Origin of the sequence: Hyalangium versicolor (assembly GCF_020103695.1) — a bacterium.
GTDB classification, from domain to species: Bacteria; Myxococcota; Myxococcia; order Myxococcales; family Myxococcaceae; genus Hyalangium; species Hyalangium versicolor.
The window spans coordinates 447,887-466,003 of record NZ_JAHXBF010000004.1; the positions used below are offsets into that span (position 1 = coordinate 447,887).

The window sequence follows — 18,117 nt, forward strand, 5'->3', positions numbered from 1 at the left end:
CGAGGCTCCCTTCCGTCATGAAAGAGTCCGCCCACTCCGCTGCCCTCCGCTCCGACGCGGAGGCCTCCACCCTCCACCGCTCTCCGGGCACCGCCACACCCCTCTCGGACGAGCTCGCCACCACGCTCCACCCCAGCCAGCGCTCGCTGCCCCGGGGCGGCGTGGATCCACTCAGTTGGAACCTGCCGCTCGTCGACCGGGAGCGCTACCTGCTCGACGGCGTCGTCGCCGAGGGAGGCCACGGCCGCATCCTCCGCGCGCAGGATCTCCACCTGGAGCGCATGGTCGCCCTCAAGGAGCCCATCTCCGACGGCACCTCCACCCAGGGCCGATTCCTGCGCGAGGCCCGCATCACCGCGCGCCTGCAGCACCCCTCCATCGTCCCCGTGTACGAGGCCGGCCGCTGGCCCGGAGGCGAGCCCTTCTACGCCATGAAGCTCGTCTCGGGCCGCTCGCTGGCCCGGCTCATCGAGTCGATGAAGACGCTGGACGAGCGTCTGGCCGCGCTGCCCCACGTGCTCGCGGTGGCCGAGGCCATGGCCTACGCCCACTGTGAGCGCGTCATCCACCGGGACCTCAAGCCCTCCAACGTGCTGGTGGGCGAGTACGGTGAGACGGTCGTCATCGACTGGGGCCTGGCCAAGGAGCTGGACGCGCCGGAGATTCCCGCGGACGAGGCCCCCAGCCACGCCGGCTCGCCAGAGCCTGAACGCACCCAGTTGGGCACGGTGATGGGCACGCCGGCGTACATGCCTCCGGAGCAGGCCGCGGGGCAGCCCGTCGATGAGCGCGCGGACGTGTACTCGCTGGGCGCCATCCTCTATCACCTGCTGGCGGGCCGGGCGCCGTACATGGGCACCACCTCTCAGGAGGTGCTCCAGCACGTGCTCACCGAGGAGCCCACGCCGCTGGTCCGCCTCCACGACTGTCTGCCCCAGGAGTTGCTGGACATCGTCTCGCGGGCCATGGAGCGCGATCCGGCGCGGCGCTACCCCACCGCTCGCGAGCTCGCCGAGGACCTGCGCCGCTTCCAGGCGGGCCAGTACGTGAAGGCCCACCGGTACACGCTCTGGGAGAAGCTGGTGCGCCTGGTGCGCCAGCACCGCTCCACCTTCATCGTGGCGGCGGTGCTGCTGGCGGCGCTCCTCGCGCTGGCCACCAGCGCCCACCGCCACATCATCCGCGAGAGGGACGCGGCCCAGCAGGAGCGCGCCGAGGCCATCACCCGCAGCGACTCGCTCGTGCTGCTCCAGGCCCGTCACGCCTTCGAGGAGTCTCCAGACAAGGTGCTCTCGTACCTGGACATGCTCTCGACTTCGTTCCAGGACTGGGATCGGGCGCGCATCCTCGCGGCGGATGCCATGGCGCAGGGCCTGCCCATGCGCTTGCAAGGCCACACCGGCTCCATCAACCGGGTCGAGATGTCTCCGGATGGCCAGTGGCTGGTCAGCGCCAGTGATGACGAGAAGATCCGCCTGTGGGATCTGCGCAAGAACGAGTCCCGCGTCATCGCGAACTTCTCCGACGAAGCCTGGCGCGCCGCCTTCTCCAAGGACGGGCGCTACGTGGCCTCCAGCGGCAAGGAGGGCCTGGTGCAGCTGTGGGACAAGACCACGGACACCACGCGCGAGCTGAAGGGCCACACCGAGCCCGTGCCCTTCACGGTCTTCACTCCGGACACGCGCTACCTGCTGACGGCTGGGAACGACGGGAAGCTCTTCCGCTGGGACGTGGCCACGGGCACGAGCCTCCTGCTGGGCAGTCACACCGGCGGCGTGGCGGATCTGCGGCTGCTGCCCAATGGAAAGCACGTGGTGACCGCGGGGACGAAGGACCGGAGCGTGCAGCTGTGGGACTTGGAGACCGGCGCGAACCAGTTGCTGCTCGCCCACTCGCGCTTCCTCACCGTGATGGCCTCAGCGTCCCGAGCCGAGTCCTTCGCCGTCGCCACCGACAACGGGCAGATCCTGCTCTGGGAGTCCCAGCGAGGCCCCATGCGCACGCTGGAGCTCGGGAGCAAGTCCGTGAGCGCACTGGCCCTCTCGCCGGATGGGCGCTACCTGGCGGCCCAGGCTTCGGGGGATCCGATCCTCCTCTGGGACTTGAAGGATGGGGGCCCCCCGCGCTCGCTGCCGAGCGCCGCGAACTGGAAGTGCTCGCTCACCTTCTCCGAGGACGGGAAGTGGCTGGCCGCGGGAGGCAAGGACGCTCGGGCACGTGCGTGGGAGGTGGCCACGGGCCGGGTGCGCGTGCTGTACGGGGCCACGGCGACCGTGAGCACGGTGGCCTTCTCTCCGGACGGCAAGTGGCTGGCAGCCGGCAGCCATGATGGGACGATCCGGGTGCACGAGCTGGCGGAGCGCTACCCGCTCACCGTGACGAGCCATGAGCAGCCTCTCGCACCGGACGCTGTCTCGCTGGACTGGCATCACCTCTCGCCCTGGGAGCTGAGGAGCCTCATGCGCAGCGTCATCTCCGCCGTGGCCTTCACGCCGGATGGGCGCCACGTGCTGTCCGCCGGGAAGCGGGATGGCACAGTGCGCCTCTCGGGCCCGGACGGCGCCTCAGCCCAGGTGGTGAAGGCGCACCCGGGAGAGATGACGGCGGCCTTCGTGCTGGAGGACGGCAGCCTGATGGCCACCGCGGGGCAGGATGGGACGGTGGCTCTCTGGAATGAGCAGGCCCAGCGGCTCCGGGAGTTGAAGGGCCCCACGGGCCGCATCGACGTGCTGGCGCTCTCGGCGGATCGAACCTGGGTGGCCGCGGGACTCGCGGAGGGCGAGCTGTGGCTGTGGGACGCGGCCTCGGGCCAGGGACGCTCCCTGGGCAAGCAGGCCCAGAGCATCCGCGCCCTGGCCTTCTCACCCGACGGCCATCGGCTGGCCTCGGGCAGTGCGGACGGAGAGCTGCGGCTCTGGGATGTGGCGACCGGCCAGGGTCAGCACGTTCACTCCCATCAGTTGGAGGTGGTGGATGTGACGTTCTCTCGGGACGGCACCCTGCTGGCCTCGGGCAGCTCGGATCACACCGCCTGGATCCAGCCGTTGAACTCGGAGCCGGGCAGGACGGAATTGGCGCCGGGCCAGAAGAAGAACCTGAGCGGCACTGGAGTGATCGCGATGTCCTTCTCCGCGGATGGACGCGAGTTCCTCAGCAGCAGCATGGGCGACTCGCTCGTGATGCGCTTCGACATGCGGAAGGACGAACGCCACCCCAGCCTGATAGCCCACACCAGCTCCGTGCTGCACATGGCCGTGTCACCGGATGGCCTGCGCCTGCTCACCGCCAGTGCCGACGGCACGGCGCGCCTCTGGGATCTCTCCAGCGGCGAGAGCCGGGCCCTGCCGGGCCACGAGGGCCCCGTGCTCTGGGTGGCGTTCTCCTCGGATGGCAGGCAGATGCTGTCGGCCGGCCAGGACGGCACGGTCCAGGTGTGGCCGGATGATCTGCCGCTGGAGCCCCAGGCCCTGCGCGAGTGGGTTCACGCGCAGGCGACGCGCTGAGGCGACCGCACCGCGCCCCATGGCGAACAACGTCAGTCGTCATGCGGCGCGGCTGGGAGCGCCTCCTGTGGCTTCGGCTCTTCCCCTGGGGGGAACATGCGCTCACTGCCCTGTGCCACGCTCTTCTTCGAGAAGGACGGCTTCCCCCCGCGCGGGCCCGTCTTTCGAGTACAGGTGGTAGGCCGTCAAGGGAGGTTCCGACTCGACGAGAAAGCTCCGGATCGGGCCGTGAAACTCCTGGCGCTCATCCTCCGTGCATGCGGACAGAAAAGCCTTCAGTACCCGGGGATCGTAGTACCGGAAATACATGAGGCGGCCGTGAGGATCTTCCACGCGCAGAAACTTTCGGAGCTGTCGCCGGACCTGCTCAAGGGGCCCAGGCGCCTCCAGGAAGATGCCCCACCCCTTTCCCCAGGCATGCTCCCACAACGAGGCCGCATCCGGGTTCGCCCTGTCCAACCGGACGAGGAAAGGAGACACCGACAGCAGTCCCATGGGCTGCTCCCCTGCGTAGAGACTGGCGTGGACCAGCGTGCTGGCGGCAATCAAGGAGCGAATCCGCTCATCTCGCGCTCCATCCAGCACTGCATAGAGTTGAGAAGACTGCCCCGGCTGCTCCAAGGCCATAGCGATGCGATCAAACCGACTCATTCCCTGTCCTCGCTCTCAACCCTGCTGGCACAATTCACAGAGAGCAAGACGCTGCTCGGCGGCTTGCTGCAGAGCTTGGATCTGGCGAGCGGCATCCACGGCGGTTTGCTCCGGGGACTCGGCCTCCGCCGAGCGGGCGGAGGGCGCGGGCGGCACCGGAGCGCTCGACTTGGAGACGGGCCTGTCTCGGAGGATCTCCTGGCGGGGGATGACGCGCGCCTCCAGCTCTCCCTGCCGGAAGGCCTTCGCGAGACGCCACTTCAAGCCCTGCTCGAACTCCTCGCGCCCCACGCTCGTCATCGCCCCGAGCCTGGGTCCCCCCAGCGCTTCGGCCATCGCCTGAAGCGCCGCGAACGAAGACCTGAGCCAGCGCTCCAACTGTGCCAGCACGAGGGGCGCTGGCACCAAGCCCTGCGCCTCGCCCAGCGGGCGCTCACTCACGCGGACCTCATAATCATCCAGGTCACCACGAAGAACCCATTTTCCGTGAAAGCTGGCAGGGCGCATACCATCTACCTCACAAGTAAAGGGTCACCAGCGCCTTGCCTCGAACCTCGGCTTCGAGCAGCGCTGTCACCAACTCGTAGAGCCAGCCGTCCAGATCGCGATCCTCGAGCGAGGGGAGTTCCTCCACACTCCGGATGCGGAGCAGCTCGCGCAGCTCGCTGTGAAGCAACCACCCCCAACAGGGGTAATCGTCACGCCACATCCGGAGCAGGGGCCTGGAGAGAAGCCACTGGAGCGGGACCTCCGGATTGAAGAGGGCAGGGAAGCGCCCGGGCTCGAATAGACTTCGGAACTGCGGCCCTCCCCGGCTGGCATGGCCGATCGAGGCCACCTGGATCCCGCGCGAGCGCACCAGGGCTACCAACGCGGTGGCCTCGGGCACCGAAACCGCCTCGCGAAGCAGCCCCTCTTCCTGGCTGGAAGACAGACGCGCCCCTCGCTCCCCCAGGATCAACGCCTCCAGGGCCTCCTGCCACCGCGAGTTGTCCCTGCCCACGAACAGCCGGCCAGCCATCGCCGTGATGGACTCGAACACCTCGCGATCATCACTGCCAATCACGGCTGTCAGCGCGGCGAGATCCAGCGAATAGAACTCAAGCTGGTAGCCCACGCGTCTAACCCTCCTTCAAGAGTTCTAGCGGCAGATAGACGCTGTGGACCGACACCGCCATGCCACGTTCCCTTGCCAGCCCCGCCAGCCCTAGCGCCAGCAGGTCAAAGGCCCCCTCACTCAGGTTACGCCGACGCGGGTCTCGCAGCCGCCCCGGAGCGGCCTGACACCGTCTCGAGAGCACCTCGCTCAAGGCTGGCGAATCTTCACTGAGGATCGCTTGCAACGCCTGTAGAACCTCTTCTACCGTCTCGCGCTCCTCTCTCGACAAAGACTCGTCCGTCAGTGATTGGAAGGCGGTGTTCAAGCTCGCCTGCGCGGCATCAAAAGGGCCGGACACCGTGAGGGCCAGACACTCCGCCATCTGGGACACACACTCCGGGTACGCGACGTTTGCGTTGGCATAATCCGCCCTACGCAGTCCTGACAGGCGGCTCGTCAGTTCAGCATCCCCCAGGATAATGGCGACGCATAGCTGATTCACGTATTGATTGAGATCGTTGATCGGGAGTCTCTGCTCCAACTGCTTGCGGAACGAGCGGTTGGATTCGCGGAGGAACTCCAACACGAGCGTATCCCCCTTTTCCAAGCCATAGGCCTCTCTCGCACAGCTCAACGCGCGCCCGCTGTTCAAGTAGAGAAACCGGTCATTCTTGGTGGCCAGCAGCTCAGGGGTTAGGGCATCAGCCCGGACCAGCATCCTGGAAATGCTGGCTAGATCGCGCTCCCAGAAACCGCCATCAGGCTTGTGCGGGTAATTTCGCAAGTTCTCCTCCACGGGAGCTCGTATGGCCTTCACGACCTGACCACGAAAATATACTCAGGCCTGTATATTTCCATGTCTTTATATGCAGTACGCACTCCCATGTAAACCACTTTGGAGGGGGTCCCGCCCTGGCATTGTTGAATTGCTGTGGCAACCTTCTCCTTGTGCCCTCCCTCAGCCTTCATGACTTCCACCTCCTCATCGAAGTACTCGGAAGTCCCTTGCTTTACTTCCGTTACCTTCCCCTCCTTCATCACCTTCCGTGTGCCACACTGGCTCCCGCCCCCTTTGCCTTCCAAGACCACTACGAATTCAGGGGCCTCCAGCGATGGATAGACATACACACCATTGAAGGTGTTCTTTCCGGAGAAGACATGCATGCATTTATCGTCGTAGGGCGGCAGCCCCACCCCCGCAAGCTCCTCCTTGAGCTTGTGGATCATGCCCTGCTCCCCTAGTTTTTCGGCGAACTCTATCTTCTCCTGCTTTAACGAGTCCTTCTTGGCGAGGTTCTTTGCCGCCTTTATCCAGAAAGCCTTCTGTGTACTTGTCACACTCTGCGCAAGTGTGGACGAGACCAGGGCCATGCTCTTGATGGGGCACTGGGCCGTCGTAGGAGTAGGAGCAGGTATGAAATCTTTCAGCGCCGTCTGGGCCATCTGCTCATAGAGCAAGCGTTGCTGGCTCCTGCGAGTCATGGCTTTTGCATAATTGGCAAACAGAATGAAGCGGCTCATCTGGCCGTTTCCTCCTCCCCTTCTGGCTCCGGGAGAACCGAGTCCCAGGCGGTACTGGGGATCTGCTGAATCGCCCGGAGCACGAGTTCATTCTCATCCGGCTCACCCGAATGGAGCGCTGACGCCACCGCGGGATACCGGTCGAAATCCGGGTCGACGACCAGCAACGTCGCGATGAAGACCGCCAGGGAACTCTCCCAGTGCAGCCCATGGCTCCGCCCACGCTGAAGTGCTTCTTTGACATGTAGCCGGAGCACATCGTCGTCCAGCGCTTGGACAACGTCGGTGTACTCACGCCGCAGGTAGCTGCAGAGCCGGGCCACGAAATCCCGCTCCATCATGGCCTGGAACGCCTGCATGTGGGCCCCACGCAATCTCATGAGGGCATGCTATGGGGCGCCTCGTGGGTCGGCTGTACCACTCCAAGAGATTCACGGGCGGTGAGGTTGTCGCACCCAACCTGCGCGGCCAGTGGGCCCAGCCACACTGCGCCCATTGGTCAGCAGATTCCTCTTCAGGCAGGAGCTGGCCGGGGCTGGCTTATGAAAGGAAGGTGAGCTCAGGCCAGGGCCCGAGGCTCCAGTTCCAGCGGCATCTCGGGCTCGCCCGAGTCCGAGCCCTCCACACCCCGAGCCCGGCGGATGCGCGAGACGATGCGCAGCGCCTCCTGCTCCGTGTCGGCGAACTCCACGTCCACCCGCCACTTCCCCGTGAAGTAGAGCGCGATGACGATCGCCTTCGTGATGGCCCGCTGCAGCGCGTTGGCTCCCACATAGATGAGGCCGTGGAACCACTCCGCCCGCAGGCTTTGCGAGAAGTGCTCCCGCGCTGCCTTGTCGATGGTGGACTCGGACACATCCGAGATGACGAAGATGGGCCGCCCCGAGGACGCCTCCTGGAAGATCTGCAGGACGCTGTCCACGTCCTCCACCCGCGTGGCCCCCCGCCACGTCAGCCGCAACAGATCCGGAGCTTCCCAACGAGCACTGTGGGTCCCGAACTTCCACTCCTTGATCAGGCTCATTCCATCCCCTCCCCGTCAGTCCCAGGAATCTAGGGATGGGCCGCAATCCTCCAAGGGGTTCCCCCCAGGAGAAGTCCTCCACGGATGATCGCGTGTGGAATGGTGGAGAGTCGGGATGCTCAATGATGAACGAAGCCCCCGTGCCAGACCTGGGAACAGGTCCGACCGGGGGCCTCGAAGCGACTGCTCAGGCTGACTACTTGGTGGGCGCGCCCTCGGGCTTCTTGGCGGGCTGGCCCGGCGGCGGCGTGGCCGACTTGCCGGGGGGCGGGGTGCCCGGGGTGTTCATCGGCATGGGCGAGGTGGGAGGCGCCATGCCCGGAGTCACCTCCAACAGCTCCACCTCGAACACGAGCGTGGCACCACCCGGGATGTCCGGCGGGGCGCCGCGATCGCCGTAGGCGAGATCCGACGGGCACACCAGGCGGGCCTTGCCGCCCACCTTCATCTTCTGCACACCCTCGGTCCAGCAGCGGATGACGCCGTTGAGCGGGAAGGTGGCCGGCTCGTTGCGCTTGTACGAGCTGTCGAACTCCTTGCCGTCGGTGAGCGTGCCCCGGTAGTTCACCTTCACGATGTCCGAGGACTTGGGCTGCGCGCCGGTACCGGCCGTCAGCTCCTTGTAGATCAACCCGGACTCGGTCTTCTGGGCGCCCTCCTCCTTGGCGGCCTGCTCCAGGAAGGCCTTGCCCTTCTCCTTCTCACCGGCGGACTTGGCCGTCTGGCGGGAGGTGTGCAGCGCGGAGATCTTCGGGCCGTACTGCTCGATCTCCACCGCGGGCTTCTCGCCCTTCACCTGGGCGGTGATGCCGGCCTTCACGTACTCGAGCTCGTCGGGGGTGAGGCTGAATCCGCCGATGCTCCGGCCAATCGAGAGGCCCAACGCGTAGAGCGTCTTCTGGTCCTCGCTCTGCGGGTTGGCCGCCGAGCCCGAGCCAGCGCTCGCAGTCGAGGTCGCCGTCCCCTCGGGGGGTTTGTTGTCCGCTGGCTTGTTGCAGCCGGCCATCGCCAGCGCACCCGCCAGTACCCAGGTTTTCCGCATGTCTTCGCCTTTCCTTGCAGCAGGGGCAGCGAGGGAAGCGCTGCCAGCAGGGGGCCACTTACTACAGAACGGGGCGATGCTCGCGCTTTCCGTCCATCTTGTGTGGGCCCCCCTACCTTCCTGCTGCTCGGGAAATTCCCGGCTACCGCCGGGAGAAGAAGGCCTGGTTGAGCATCAGCAGGACGACAGCGCCGATGATGGCGCCAATCCACCCCGAGGGGGATGGATCCTTCCAGTTGCCGCCCTTGATGACCGCGGCCAGGAAGCCGCCCACGAAGGAGCCACCGACGCCCAGCAGCGTGGTGCGGATGATGCCGATGTGCTGATGGCCGGGCATGATGAAGCGGGCGACCAGCCCCACGACGAAGCCGAAGACGATCCAGCTGCACAAACCCATGACGGTGACTCCTCCCAGATGCGGGGACAGCCCGCGCGGGCCCTTCCACCCACAGCCACCGAGTCTGCCCCACTCCGCCGCGCGGCGCGAGCGTGGAGGCCCCAGTGGGAGGGGACACGCCTCCCCACTCCCCGAGTAACGGAGGAGGAGCGCGGCGATTGCGTGGCGGCCCCCGCGCTCAGCGGCGCGGAGAGAGCTCGGCGGTGAAGGAGTCGCTCGACGGGAAGCCGGCCGGCGCGTTCAGGGCCGCGAGGGTGGTGCCCACCGCGAGCGAGCCTCCCGCCCGGCTGTTGTTGTCCTTCAGCAACTCGGACTCGGCGCCATAGAGGTCGGCGATGGCTCCCAGCACCCAGGTGCCCGAAGGAAGGCGGGCCGCGCTGGAGAGGGACACCGTGGTGCACTGCCCTGCTTGGAGTGCCGGCAGGCTCGCGTCTCCCAGGAGCGTGTCCGAGGCCGTGATGGTGGCATCGGCCGACAGGAAGAGGCCGACGTGGGCGCTCTCGCCGCTGGCCCGCGTGCCCGGGTTGCACACGGTGACCTGAGCCGTGAGGGGCTGCGTGTCCTGGACGTAGGCGGGCCCGGTGACGCTGGCCACGGACAGGTCCGCGCTTTCTCCCACTCCGATGAGGTTTCCCGTGCGGAGGTTGTTGCTCTCGGACAGCTCGGCCAGGGCGTTGTCACCGTCGACGAAGGCGCCCACGTACCAGGAGCCCTCCTGCACACGGGCAGGCCCCGTCGCCTCCACGGACACGCACTCGGAGATCTGCAGCTCGGGCACCGGCGCGAAGCCCAGCAGGACATCGGCGGTGGTGATGGTCGCATCCTGCGAGAGGAAGAAGGCCACGGAGGTGGCGGCGCTGCGCGAGGTGCCCGGGTTGCACACCGTGGCGGTGGCTCGCACCGGCTGCGAGGCACCCACGCTGTCCGGTCCGCTCACAGAGGCCACGGAGAGATCCGGCGCGTGGCCCGCGGGAGTCCGCAAGCCGAACCGGGTGTTGTTGTCCTCCATCAGCTCGGGCACGGCGTTGGCGCGGTCCACCCAGGCCGCCACGTACCAGAGCCCGCTGCCCAGGCTCGCGGAGCCATGGATCTCCACCGGAGCACACTGTCCCGGCGCCAGCGTCTCGACCGGCGCGCTGCCCACGAGGATGTCCGAGGCGGTGAGGGTGGAGTCCGCCGAGAGGTACCCCTCGACGCGGGCAGCAGCCGACTCGGTGCCCATGTTGCAAACGGTGGCGGTGAGGGTGATGGGCTCGGTGGCGACGTTCGGAAGGCTGGCGGGGCCCGTCACGACGGACACGGTGAAATCCGGTCCGTCATCGACGACGAGGCGGCTGCCCACCCGGGTGTTGTTGTGCTCCTCCAACTCGGGCACGGCGTTGGCGCGGTCCACCCAGGCCGCCACGTGCCACGTGCCGCGAGGCATCTGGACCGAGGAGGAGACCACCACCGAGGCACACTGCCCCTCGCCCAGCGAGCCCGTCGCGGTGCGGCCCATCCACAGGTCCTCGTCGGTCAGCGTGGTGTCCGCGGAGAGGTACACATCCACCTCGGCCGAGGCGCTCACGGTGCCCGGATTGCACACCTGGACAGTCGCCTCGAAGGACGCGGACGGCGAGAGGCTCTCGGGAGCGCGCACCTCGGAGACCTGGAGCTCCGCGCCCGAGCCGATGGCCATCCGCGTACCCGCGCGGGCGTTGTTGGTCTCGGACACCTCGCTCACGGTGTCCGCGGGATCAATGATGGCGCCCAGGTACCAGAGGCCGTTGGAGACGCTGACCGGGCCGCGCGTCCGCACATGGAGCGGGGTGCACTGCTTCGAGCGCAGCATCCCCGTCGGCGCACTGCCCACGAGCGTGTCCGTGGCGGTGATGCTCGGATCCTGCGACAGGTAGAGCTTCACCTCCGAGTCGATGCTGCCCGCGCCCTGGTTGCACGCCGTCACCGTGACGAAGTAGCCGCTGCCCGAGGTAGCGCTCGCGGGTCCGGACACCGAGGACACCCAGAGGTCCGGCTTGCCGGACGTGGCGATCGCGCCCACCACCGAGTCCAGGAAGAGCTCCGCGGGGCCGGAGTTCCCTCGCGAGCACCCGGCCATCACCGCGCTGGCCATCAGCAGGGAAACCCACCACCCCTGTCGATGTGCTGCCTGCATGCACTGCCTCCCAGCGCGGCTCGCTCGGAACTGCACAGAGCTGCTTCACTAATCTGCTGGGGAGAAACTCTCAGTCATCCTTCCCGGAAAATCCAGCTTAATTCGGCTTCTTTGATGAGAATGCGAAGCCGATCGGGGTTTGAAAGTGCCGGGCTGTCCGATGGGAGGCAGGAGGTACAGGCGCTGATGTGTGCCTCAGGGAACCACTGGCAGTGCAGGTGAGGCGGACGGCACAGGGGCAGGCGCGGGGGTGGGGAGCGGAGCTTCGGAGGGCAGCAGCGCGCTGCACGTCTGCGCCGAGAGCCAGTGGCGTCCGCAGGCGAGCCGAGCCACCGGCGCACGCACCTGCCAGAGCACGGCACCGAGGACGATGAGCACGACGAGGAGCTTCACGAGCCCCGGCATCTTCTCCTCCTCCTCTCCCTCGGTCTCTTCGCCTCGGATGGCGGAGACGGTGGAGCGGAGCCTGTCGGTGCGATCGATGGTGGCGCCCTTGGGCAGCGGGGGCTTGCGGGTGATGAGCGAGGCGAGATCCGCGGTGAGCTTCAGCCGATCATTGAGCGCCCAGCCGGAGCCCTCCAGCAGCAGCGCGAGGTTGCGCCGCCGCAGCTTCAACCAGCCGAAGAGGCCCGACGGCAGCATGACGACAGCGGCGAGGGTGATGGCCACGGAGACGACATCCACCAGGGTGAGCGCCTTGGCCTGAGTCACGATGAAGGCCAGCGACGAGCCCACGGCCGCGAACGCGATGCCGCCCGCGGCGACGAGCCCTGCGGCGCCTCCCGGGACTGGAGCCGCGGCGGGAGCGGGCGTGGGTGCAGTGGCGGCGGTGGCGGCCACGGTGGAGGCGTGCGCATAGCCGCTCTCCAACTGGCTCTCGAAGGCCTTGTCTCCCGAGGCGGCGAAGGCCTCCGCCTTCGAGGTGATGAAGGCGCCGATGCGCTGGAAGGGGGTGATCATCGCCTCCCAGAGCGAGACGGGCTGGCGGAGGATCTCGGTGACGATGGCGTCGTACTCCTTGTCGGCCACGTCATAGAAGATGCCGCGCTTGCCCACCTCGAGGAGGTTGCTGCGCCCGCGGGTGACGGGGACGGCCACCTCATAGCCGGGGCCTCCATCCCTGGGCGTCACCTGGACATAGAGGATGCAGGTGGTGCCCTTGCTGGTGAGGGCCGAGTGCGCGGCGCGGGGATGGGCCAGCACCGCCAGCGTGTACTTGCGGCCTCCAAGGATGAGCGTTCCCTTCTCGAAGAGGGCGCGCTTCTGGGAGTGGTAGAGGTCCGGCATGCTGATGAAGTTGTTGGCGAACGTCAGCAGCCAGCGCTGATAGAGGATGAGGCGCTCCAACTCGGTGATGGCGTCCAGTTCCTCCTTGAGCGCGAGGTCCGCCTGGCTGGCAGTCTCGATGCGAGCCAGGTCCGCGTCGGCGATGGAGGACAGCTCGGCCACCATGCCGCGCACGGGGTTGGCGTCGAAGGCGGTCTGCCAGGCCAGCACGGCGTCGGCCTTGGCGGACATCTCCTTCCAGGCGGCATCGCTCAGCGTGTTCGCGTCTCCGGTGACGGGCGTGGCCACATCCTTGTGGAAGGCCTCCAGCGCCTCGAAGGCCGGTCCACGATAGAGCCGGGCCCAGGTGAGCACGCCCGAGGGCTCCAGCGGAGCGATGGGGAGCACTGACGCGGCCTTCTCCAACGCGGGGGTGTCTCCGAGCGCGCCCTCGACCCGGCCGGCGGGGAGCTTGAGGCTGGCAGCGGCCTCGGGCTGGGCGGCGACCAGACGGCACTGGAGGAAGTACGCGTCCAGCAGCGGCTTCACGGCGGCAATGCGCCGGGCCCGATCCAGGCTGGCTTCGCCCCAAACATGGGTGGAGGGCTTCTGGGCCATGTGGGTCAGCAGCGAGGCGCGCGCGTCCCGGAAGCGCTGGAGCATGGACGGATCGATGCCGGCCTGCCCCGCGCGGTTCTTCACCTCGGGGAACGCGGCCATGATGCGCGTGGCCAGCGCGCGCACGGGCTCCGGGAGGAACGGGAGCGCGACGATTCCATCGCCATTGAGGCCTGCGTCGCGGAGCACCTTCTCGCTGGCCCGCACCTGCTCCAGCGAGATGCGGGCGGTGTCTGTGGCCTTCAGTGCCTCGAGGATGCGCCGGGCGGCGGCGCGGATCTTCGCGGCCTCGGGCGAGAGCGTGTCGAGTTCGAGCACATCGCTCCGAGCGTCCGCTCCTTTATAGGACTGGAGGCGCTTCGCCGTGTACCTCACGGCATCACGGACCTCGGCGACGCGGATGCGCCCGTTGCTGTCGGCATCCATGAAGGACAGGAAGCGCGGATCGCACTGGAGCCCATCGAGCGGACAGGCGGTAGCGATCCACTGGGTCTCGGGGATGTCGATGGCCTCGACGAGCGCCGCGAAGTGGGGAATGTCGACCTGGAGGGAGCCGCCATAGCGGCGATAGACGAGTGGGGCAGGCATGCGCGCGCGCAAGCAAGCACAACTCTTGCCAATCTTCACGCGTCGTGTGCGCCGTCCCTGGAAGGCGCTCTCCACATGGAGCCTGTGCCGCTGGTCATCTCATGGCACGATGCGCCGCGACGCTGCTTTCGGGCGAATCACGGCTCGGAGCGCCTCCCATGGAGAAGTCCTGATGCCATCGTCTGAGAGCCCCAGACAGACGAACCTCAGCTTGAAGAGCCGCCTTCCCTTTCTGACGCGGGTGGCGCTTCGCAACTACCGCAGCATCGGAGTTTGTGATGTTCAACTGGGGCCACTCACGTTTCTCGTGGGCCCGAATGGCTCGGGAAAGAGCAACTTCCTGGATGCACTGAGGCTCACGACGGATGCGCTGCGAACCACCCTCGATCATGCCCTGAGAGATCGTGGAGGAGTCCACGAGGTACGGCGCAGGTCCAGCGGTCATCCGACGAACTTCGCCATCCGGATCGACTTCCAGTTGCAGGACACCACGCGGGGCTACTTCTCGTTTGAAGTCGGCGCCCGCTCCCATGGGGACTACGCGGTCCAGCGCGAAGAGTGTGCGGTGGGTGACTCTCGCTACCTCGTGAAGGAAGGCGAGGTCGTCATCAAACCTGCGGAGGTCGTGCCCCCTGGCTCAGCGGACCGCCTGTACCTCGTCAACGCCGCGGGCCTGCCCCAGTTCCGCCCCGTGTTCGACGTTCTCTCGAACATGGGGTTCTACAATCTCGCTCCGGACAAGATCAAAGCGCTGCAATCCCCCGACAAGGGAGAGTTGCTCGCACGCGATGGGTCCAACCTGTCGAGCGTGCTCGAGCGTCTCGAGACGCTCGATACAGGTGCCACCAAGCAGCGGATCGAAGAGTACCTCAGCAAGATCGTCCCAGGGCTCAAGGGGGTGGACTCCAAGCGTGTTGGGCACATGGAGACCCTCGAGTTCCGCCAGCAGGTGGAGGGCGCGAAGGATCCCTGGCGCTTCCCCGCCATCAACATGTCCGATGGGACCCTGCGTGCGCTCGGCGTGCTGGTGGCGCTCCTGCAAGCACGGGTCGAAGAGCGGATCCGCGTCGTCGGCATCGAGGAGCCAGAGGTGGCGCTGCACCCGGCAGCAGCGGGCATCCTCCGTGACGCGCTCCGCGATGGCTCTCGGTATGCCCAGGTCATCGTCACGAGCCACAGTCCGGAACTGCTCGATACCTATGACGTCCGCGCGGAGGAGATCGTCTCCGTGGTGGACGATCAAGGCAGGACCCTCATCACCCCACTGGATGAGGCCACTCGTTCCACGCTGAAGGACCGGCTCTACACCGCGGGGGAGTTGCTCAAGGCAAACCAGCTCACCGCCGATCGCGATGCCGCGCCGGACCCCAAGCAACTCCATCTCTTCGGCACGGAGGCCGAATGAAGGTCGGGCTCATCGTCGAAGGGCATGGAGAGGAACGGTCCGTTCCCCTCCTCCTCAGGCGGGTGCTGCAGGAACTGGAGCCCGCTCTGCATCCGGACCTGCTCCCGGCCTACCGGGTGTCCCAAGGGAAGCTCGTCAAGCGGGAGGAGTTCGAGCGCGCCCTTGAACTCATGGCCCGGAGGGTCGGCAGTGACGGGCGCATTCTCGTCCTGCTCGATGCGGACGACGATCTCCCTTGCGTGCTCGGCCCCAGACTCCTCGATTGGGCACGCAGCTACCGGCCTGATCGCGATACCTCCGTCGTCGTCGCGAAGCATGAGTACGAAGCATGGTTTCTGACGGCTGCTGCCTCTCTGCGTGGAAAGCGGGGGCTGCCTGAGGATCTCGATCCTCCCGCTACCCCTGAGAGCATTCGCGACGCCAAGGGTTGGTTGCATCATCGAATGCAGGACGGTTACAGCGAGACGCTGGACCAACCAGCCCTGACCGGTGTCTTCGACCTGAGGGCCGCGCGACTATCGGATTCCTTCGACAAGTTCTTCCGAGAAGTCGGGCGCTTGTTCGGCGTCTCCGTTCCTCCTCGCGGACCCTGAACTCCAGGCATTATCCAAACTAGCAAATCCCCAAGGAAATTCAAGGGGTTGACCAATCCGTCGCCAGAGTTCACCTTGCGCCTCGGCGAGGACTCCATGAGCGAGCCGAAGGAAGAACTCAGCGCACAGGCGCGAGCTGTCATCGCGGAGGAAGAGGCACTGCTGGGGCGCGTGCACTCGGCGCTCCAAGCGGCACGCATCCGGGCCAGCCGAGGCACGGACCGCAGCGCGCTGCTCGCGCGGCTCACCGAATTGCGTGACGAGGCCAGCACTGCCGTCGAGAGCGACCTGCCCTCCCTGTTCCAGCAGTTGGACAACACGCGCACGCTCTTCGAGCGGGACGACGTGGCGAAGCTGCCCGAACCCCACACGCCCTACTTCGCGCACTTGCGTCTGCGGCGGCATGAGGCGGACACCGCGCAGGAGTACCTGCTGGGGCGCACCACCTTCACGGACGCCGAGGCGGGCGTGCGCATCATCGACTGGCGCTTCGCCCCCGTGGCCCGCGTCTTCTATGGCTACGAGGAGGGTGACGACTACGAGGAGTATTTCGGCGATCGGCTCGCCGAGGGCGTCGTCGAGGCCCGGCGGCTGGTAGTCATCGAGCGCGGCGTACTGACCCGCATCCGCGCCGGAGCGCTCCATCTGGAACGGACTCCCGACGGAACCTGGCACGAGGCCGGCAGCATCACCTCCGTGCTCTCGGGCGGAGCGGGGACGGCCGTGCGCGCCGGCAGCCTCGGTGTGGGCATGGGCGAGGCCGGCCGGGCTGCCCGGTTCGATGTCACCGCCCAGCTCGATGCCGAACAGTTCCAGGCCCTCCAGGTCGCGGCGGATCAACCGCTGCTCGTACTGGGCAGCGCCGGCAGCGGAAAGACGACCGTGGCCCTGCACCGGCTGGCGAAGATCACCTTCGATCTGCGTGCGGCCTCGGCGCCCTCGAAGATGAAGGTCATCGTCCCCGAGGAGGGTCTGGCACGGCTGTCCAAGCGGCTGCTCGCACCGCTGGAGCTGCGCAACGTGTCCGTGGAGACGCTCGATGCGTGGGCCTATGCCACGGCGTGCACGGCGTTCGGGGTGAAGTCCATCGCACTGTCCGCGGACAAGCCGGCGCTCACCTCACGGCTCAAGCGGCACCCGGCGCTGCGGCCCGTGCTGGAGCGCCAACTGGGCAAGCGCAAACTGTCGGATCCAACGCTGAAGCGCCTGCGCAAGCGGCTCGCGGAGGTCCTCACCGACCGGACGCTGTTGGCCGAGGTGGTGGCCGCATCGCAGGGAGACCTGCCCACCACGGCCATCGACGACACGGTGCGCCACACCATGCTCCAGCTCGCCACTCCGCTGCCGCAGGAGTTCGAAGGCTACGATCCAGAAGCCCTGGTCACAGTGGATGGGCTCGCCGTGGAGCAGTCCACGCCGGACGAGCTGGCGGGCACCGTGGACGTAGAGGACCTGCCGCTGCTGCTCTTCCTCAAGATGCGGCACGGGCACCTGGGCACGGATCCGCTGGCGCACGCCGTGCTCGACGAAGCGGAGGACTTCTCCCTCTTCGAGCTGGCCGTGGTGAGCCAGCAACTGGGCAAGACGAAGAGCTGTACGCTCGCGGGCGACGAGATGCAGCAGACGACGACGAGCTTCGCCGGCTGGCCCGCGGCCCTGGCGGAGCTGGGCGTCAAGGACGCGGCGACGGTGCGGCTCTCGGTGTCCTACCGCTGCCCCCGGCCCGTCATCGAGCTGGCGCGGCACGTCCTGGGGACCCTGGCACCCGAGTCTCCTCCCAAGAACGCGCGCGACGGCGTGCCGGTGGGCTTCCACCACTTCCCCGAGGAGGCGCAGGCCTGGCTCTTCGTCCGGGACGCACTGAAGGACCTGCTCGACCGCGAGCCGCGCGCCTCGGTGGCCGTCATCGCCAGCAGCCCCGAGGCCGCGCGCGCCTTCCACAAGGTGGTGGACGACATGGGCTCCGTGCGCCTGGTGCTCACGGGAGACTTCTCCTTCGAGCCGGGCGTGGATGTCACGGACGTGGAGAGCATCAAGGGCCTCGAGTTCGACTACGTCATCCTCCCGGATGCCACCGCGCGCGCCTGGCCGCAGAACGACGAGGCTCGCCGCAAGCTGCACGTGGCCATCACCCGCGCCTCGCACCAGCTCTGGGTCATCTCCTCGGGTGTCCGCTCGCGACTGTTGCCTGCGCCCCAGGCCTGATTGCAGCCTCGGAAGCGCCAGGATTCGGACGAATCCCCGGCGTCCTTCGC

At 67.2% G+C, this 18,117-nt stretch carries 15 protein-coding genes; 4 read left to right on the forward strand and 11 right to left on the reverse strand.

Features of this window, described 5'->3' with window-relative positions; translation table 11 throughout:
* The first annotated feature begins 17 nt into the window (after positions 1–17).
* A complete protein-coding gene (locus tag KY501_RS11135; RefSeq protein WP_224362835.1) occupies positions 18–3,503 on the forward strand; it encodes a serine/threonine-protein kinase in 3,486 nt (1,161 codons plus the stop codon).
* Positions 3,504–3,605: 102 nt separating this feature from the next.
* Here the strand turns inward: KY501_RS11135 and KY501_RS11140 are convergent, their stop codons facing one another.
* The 11 genes from KY501_RS11140 to KY501_RS11190 form a co-directional block, all read right to left on the reverse strand.
* Complete coding sequence (locus KY501_RS11140; RefSeq protein WP_224362836.1) at positions 3,606–4,154, reverse strand: DUF4123 domain-containing protein; 549 nt, start codon at positions 4,152–4,154, stop codon at positions 3,606–3,608.
* Between the two features lie 15 nt (positions 4,155–4,169).
* Positions 4,170–4,595, reverse strand: coding sequence for a hypothetical protein (locus KY501_RS11145; RefSeq protein WP_224362837.1), 426 nt, complete (start codon positions 4,593–4,595; stop codon positions 4,170–4,172).
* A gap of 76 nt (positions 4,596–4,671) precedes the next feature.
* Positions 4,672–5,271, reverse strand: a complete 600-nt coding sequence (locus KY501_RS11150; RefSeq protein WP_224362838.1) for a DUF7691 family protein — start codon at positions 5,269–5,271, stop codon at positions 4,672–4,674.
* A gap of 4 nt (positions 5,272–5,275) precedes the next feature.
* On the reverse strand, positions 5,276–6,049 hold the full coding sequence (locus KY501_RS11155; RefSeq protein WP_224362839.1) for an Imm49 family immunity protein: 774 nt from the start codon (positions 6,047–6,049) through the stop codon (positions 5,276–5,278).
* 17 nt (positions 6,050–6,066) lie between these two features.
* Positions 6,067–6,774 (reverse strand): hypothetical protein, encoded by a 708-nt coding sequence (locus tag KY501_RS11160; RefSeq protein WP_224362840.1) that lies wholly within the window; start codon positions 6,772–6,774, stop codon positions 6,067–6,069.
* Positions 6,771–7,133 (reverse strand): hypothetical protein, encoded by a 363-nt coding sequence (locus KY501_RS11165; RefSeq protein WP_224362841.1) that lies wholly within the window; start codon positions 7,131–7,133, stop codon positions 6,771–6,773. The genes KY501_RS11160 and KY501_RS11165 overlap by 4 nt, the downstream gene beginning before the upstream one ends.
* Positions 7,134–7,333: 200 nt before the next feature.
* Complete coding sequence (locus tag KY501_RS11170; protein WP_224362842.1) at positions 7,334–7,798, reverse strand: hypothetical protein; 465 nt, start codon at positions 7,796–7,798, stop codon at positions 7,334–7,336.
* Between the two features lie 196 nt (positions 7,799–7,994).
* Positions 7,995–8,840 (reverse strand): FKBP-type peptidyl-prolyl cis-trans isomerase, encoded by an 846-nt coding sequence (locus KY501_RS11175; protein WP_224362843.1) that lies wholly within the window; start codon positions 8,838–8,840, stop codon positions 7,995–7,997.
* 142 nt (positions 8,841–8,982) lie between these two features.
* On the reverse strand, positions 8,983–9,237 hold the full coding sequence (locus KY501_RS11180; protein ID WP_224362844.1) for a GlsB/YeaQ/YmgE family stress response membrane protein: 255 nt from the start codon (positions 9,235–9,237) through the stop codon (positions 8,983–8,985).
* A 178-nt stretch (positions 9,238–9,415) separates the two neighbouring features.
* Positions 9,416–11,392, reverse strand: a complete 1,977-nt coding sequence (locus tag KY501_RS11185; protein ID WP_224362845.1) for a CARDB domain-containing protein — start codon at positions 11,390–11,392, stop codon at positions 9,416–9,418.
* 195 nt (positions 11,393–11,587) lie between these two features.
* Positions 11,588–13,864 (reverse strand): kinesin, encoded by a 2,277-nt coding sequence (locus KY501_RS11190; RefSeq protein ID WP_224362846.1) that lies wholly within the window; start codon positions 13,862–13,864, stop codon positions 11,588–11,590.
* Positions 13,865–14,036: 172 nt separating this feature from the next.
* Here KY501_RS11190 and KY501_RS11195 point away from each other — a divergent pair, with 172 nt between their 5' ends.
* From KY501_RS11195 to KY501_RS11205, 3 genes are all read left to right on the forward strand, one after another.
* The gene (locus KY501_RS11195; protein WP_224362847.1) at positions 14,037–15,269 is read left to right on the forward strand and encodes an AAA family ATPase; all 1,233 of its coding nucleotides are present in this window, start codon (positions 14,037–14,039) and stop codon (positions 15,267–15,269) included.
* The gene (locus KY501_RS11200) at positions 15,266–15,862 is read left to right on the forward strand and encodes a DUF4276 family protein (RefSeq protein ID WP_224362848.1); all 597 of its coding nucleotides are present in this window, start codon (positions 15,266–15,268) and stop codon (positions 15,860–15,862) included. Before KY501_RS11195 ends, KY501_RS11200 begins: the two co-directional genes overlap by 4 nt.
* 96 nt (positions 15,863–15,958) lie before the next feature.
* Positions 15,959–18,067 (forward strand): ATP-binding domain-containing protein, encoded by a 2,109-nt coding sequence (locus tag KY501_RS11205; RefSeq protein WP_224362849.1) that lies wholly within the window; start codon positions 15,959–15,961, stop codon positions 18,065–18,067.
* Positions 18,068–18,117 lie beyond the last annotated feature (50 nt).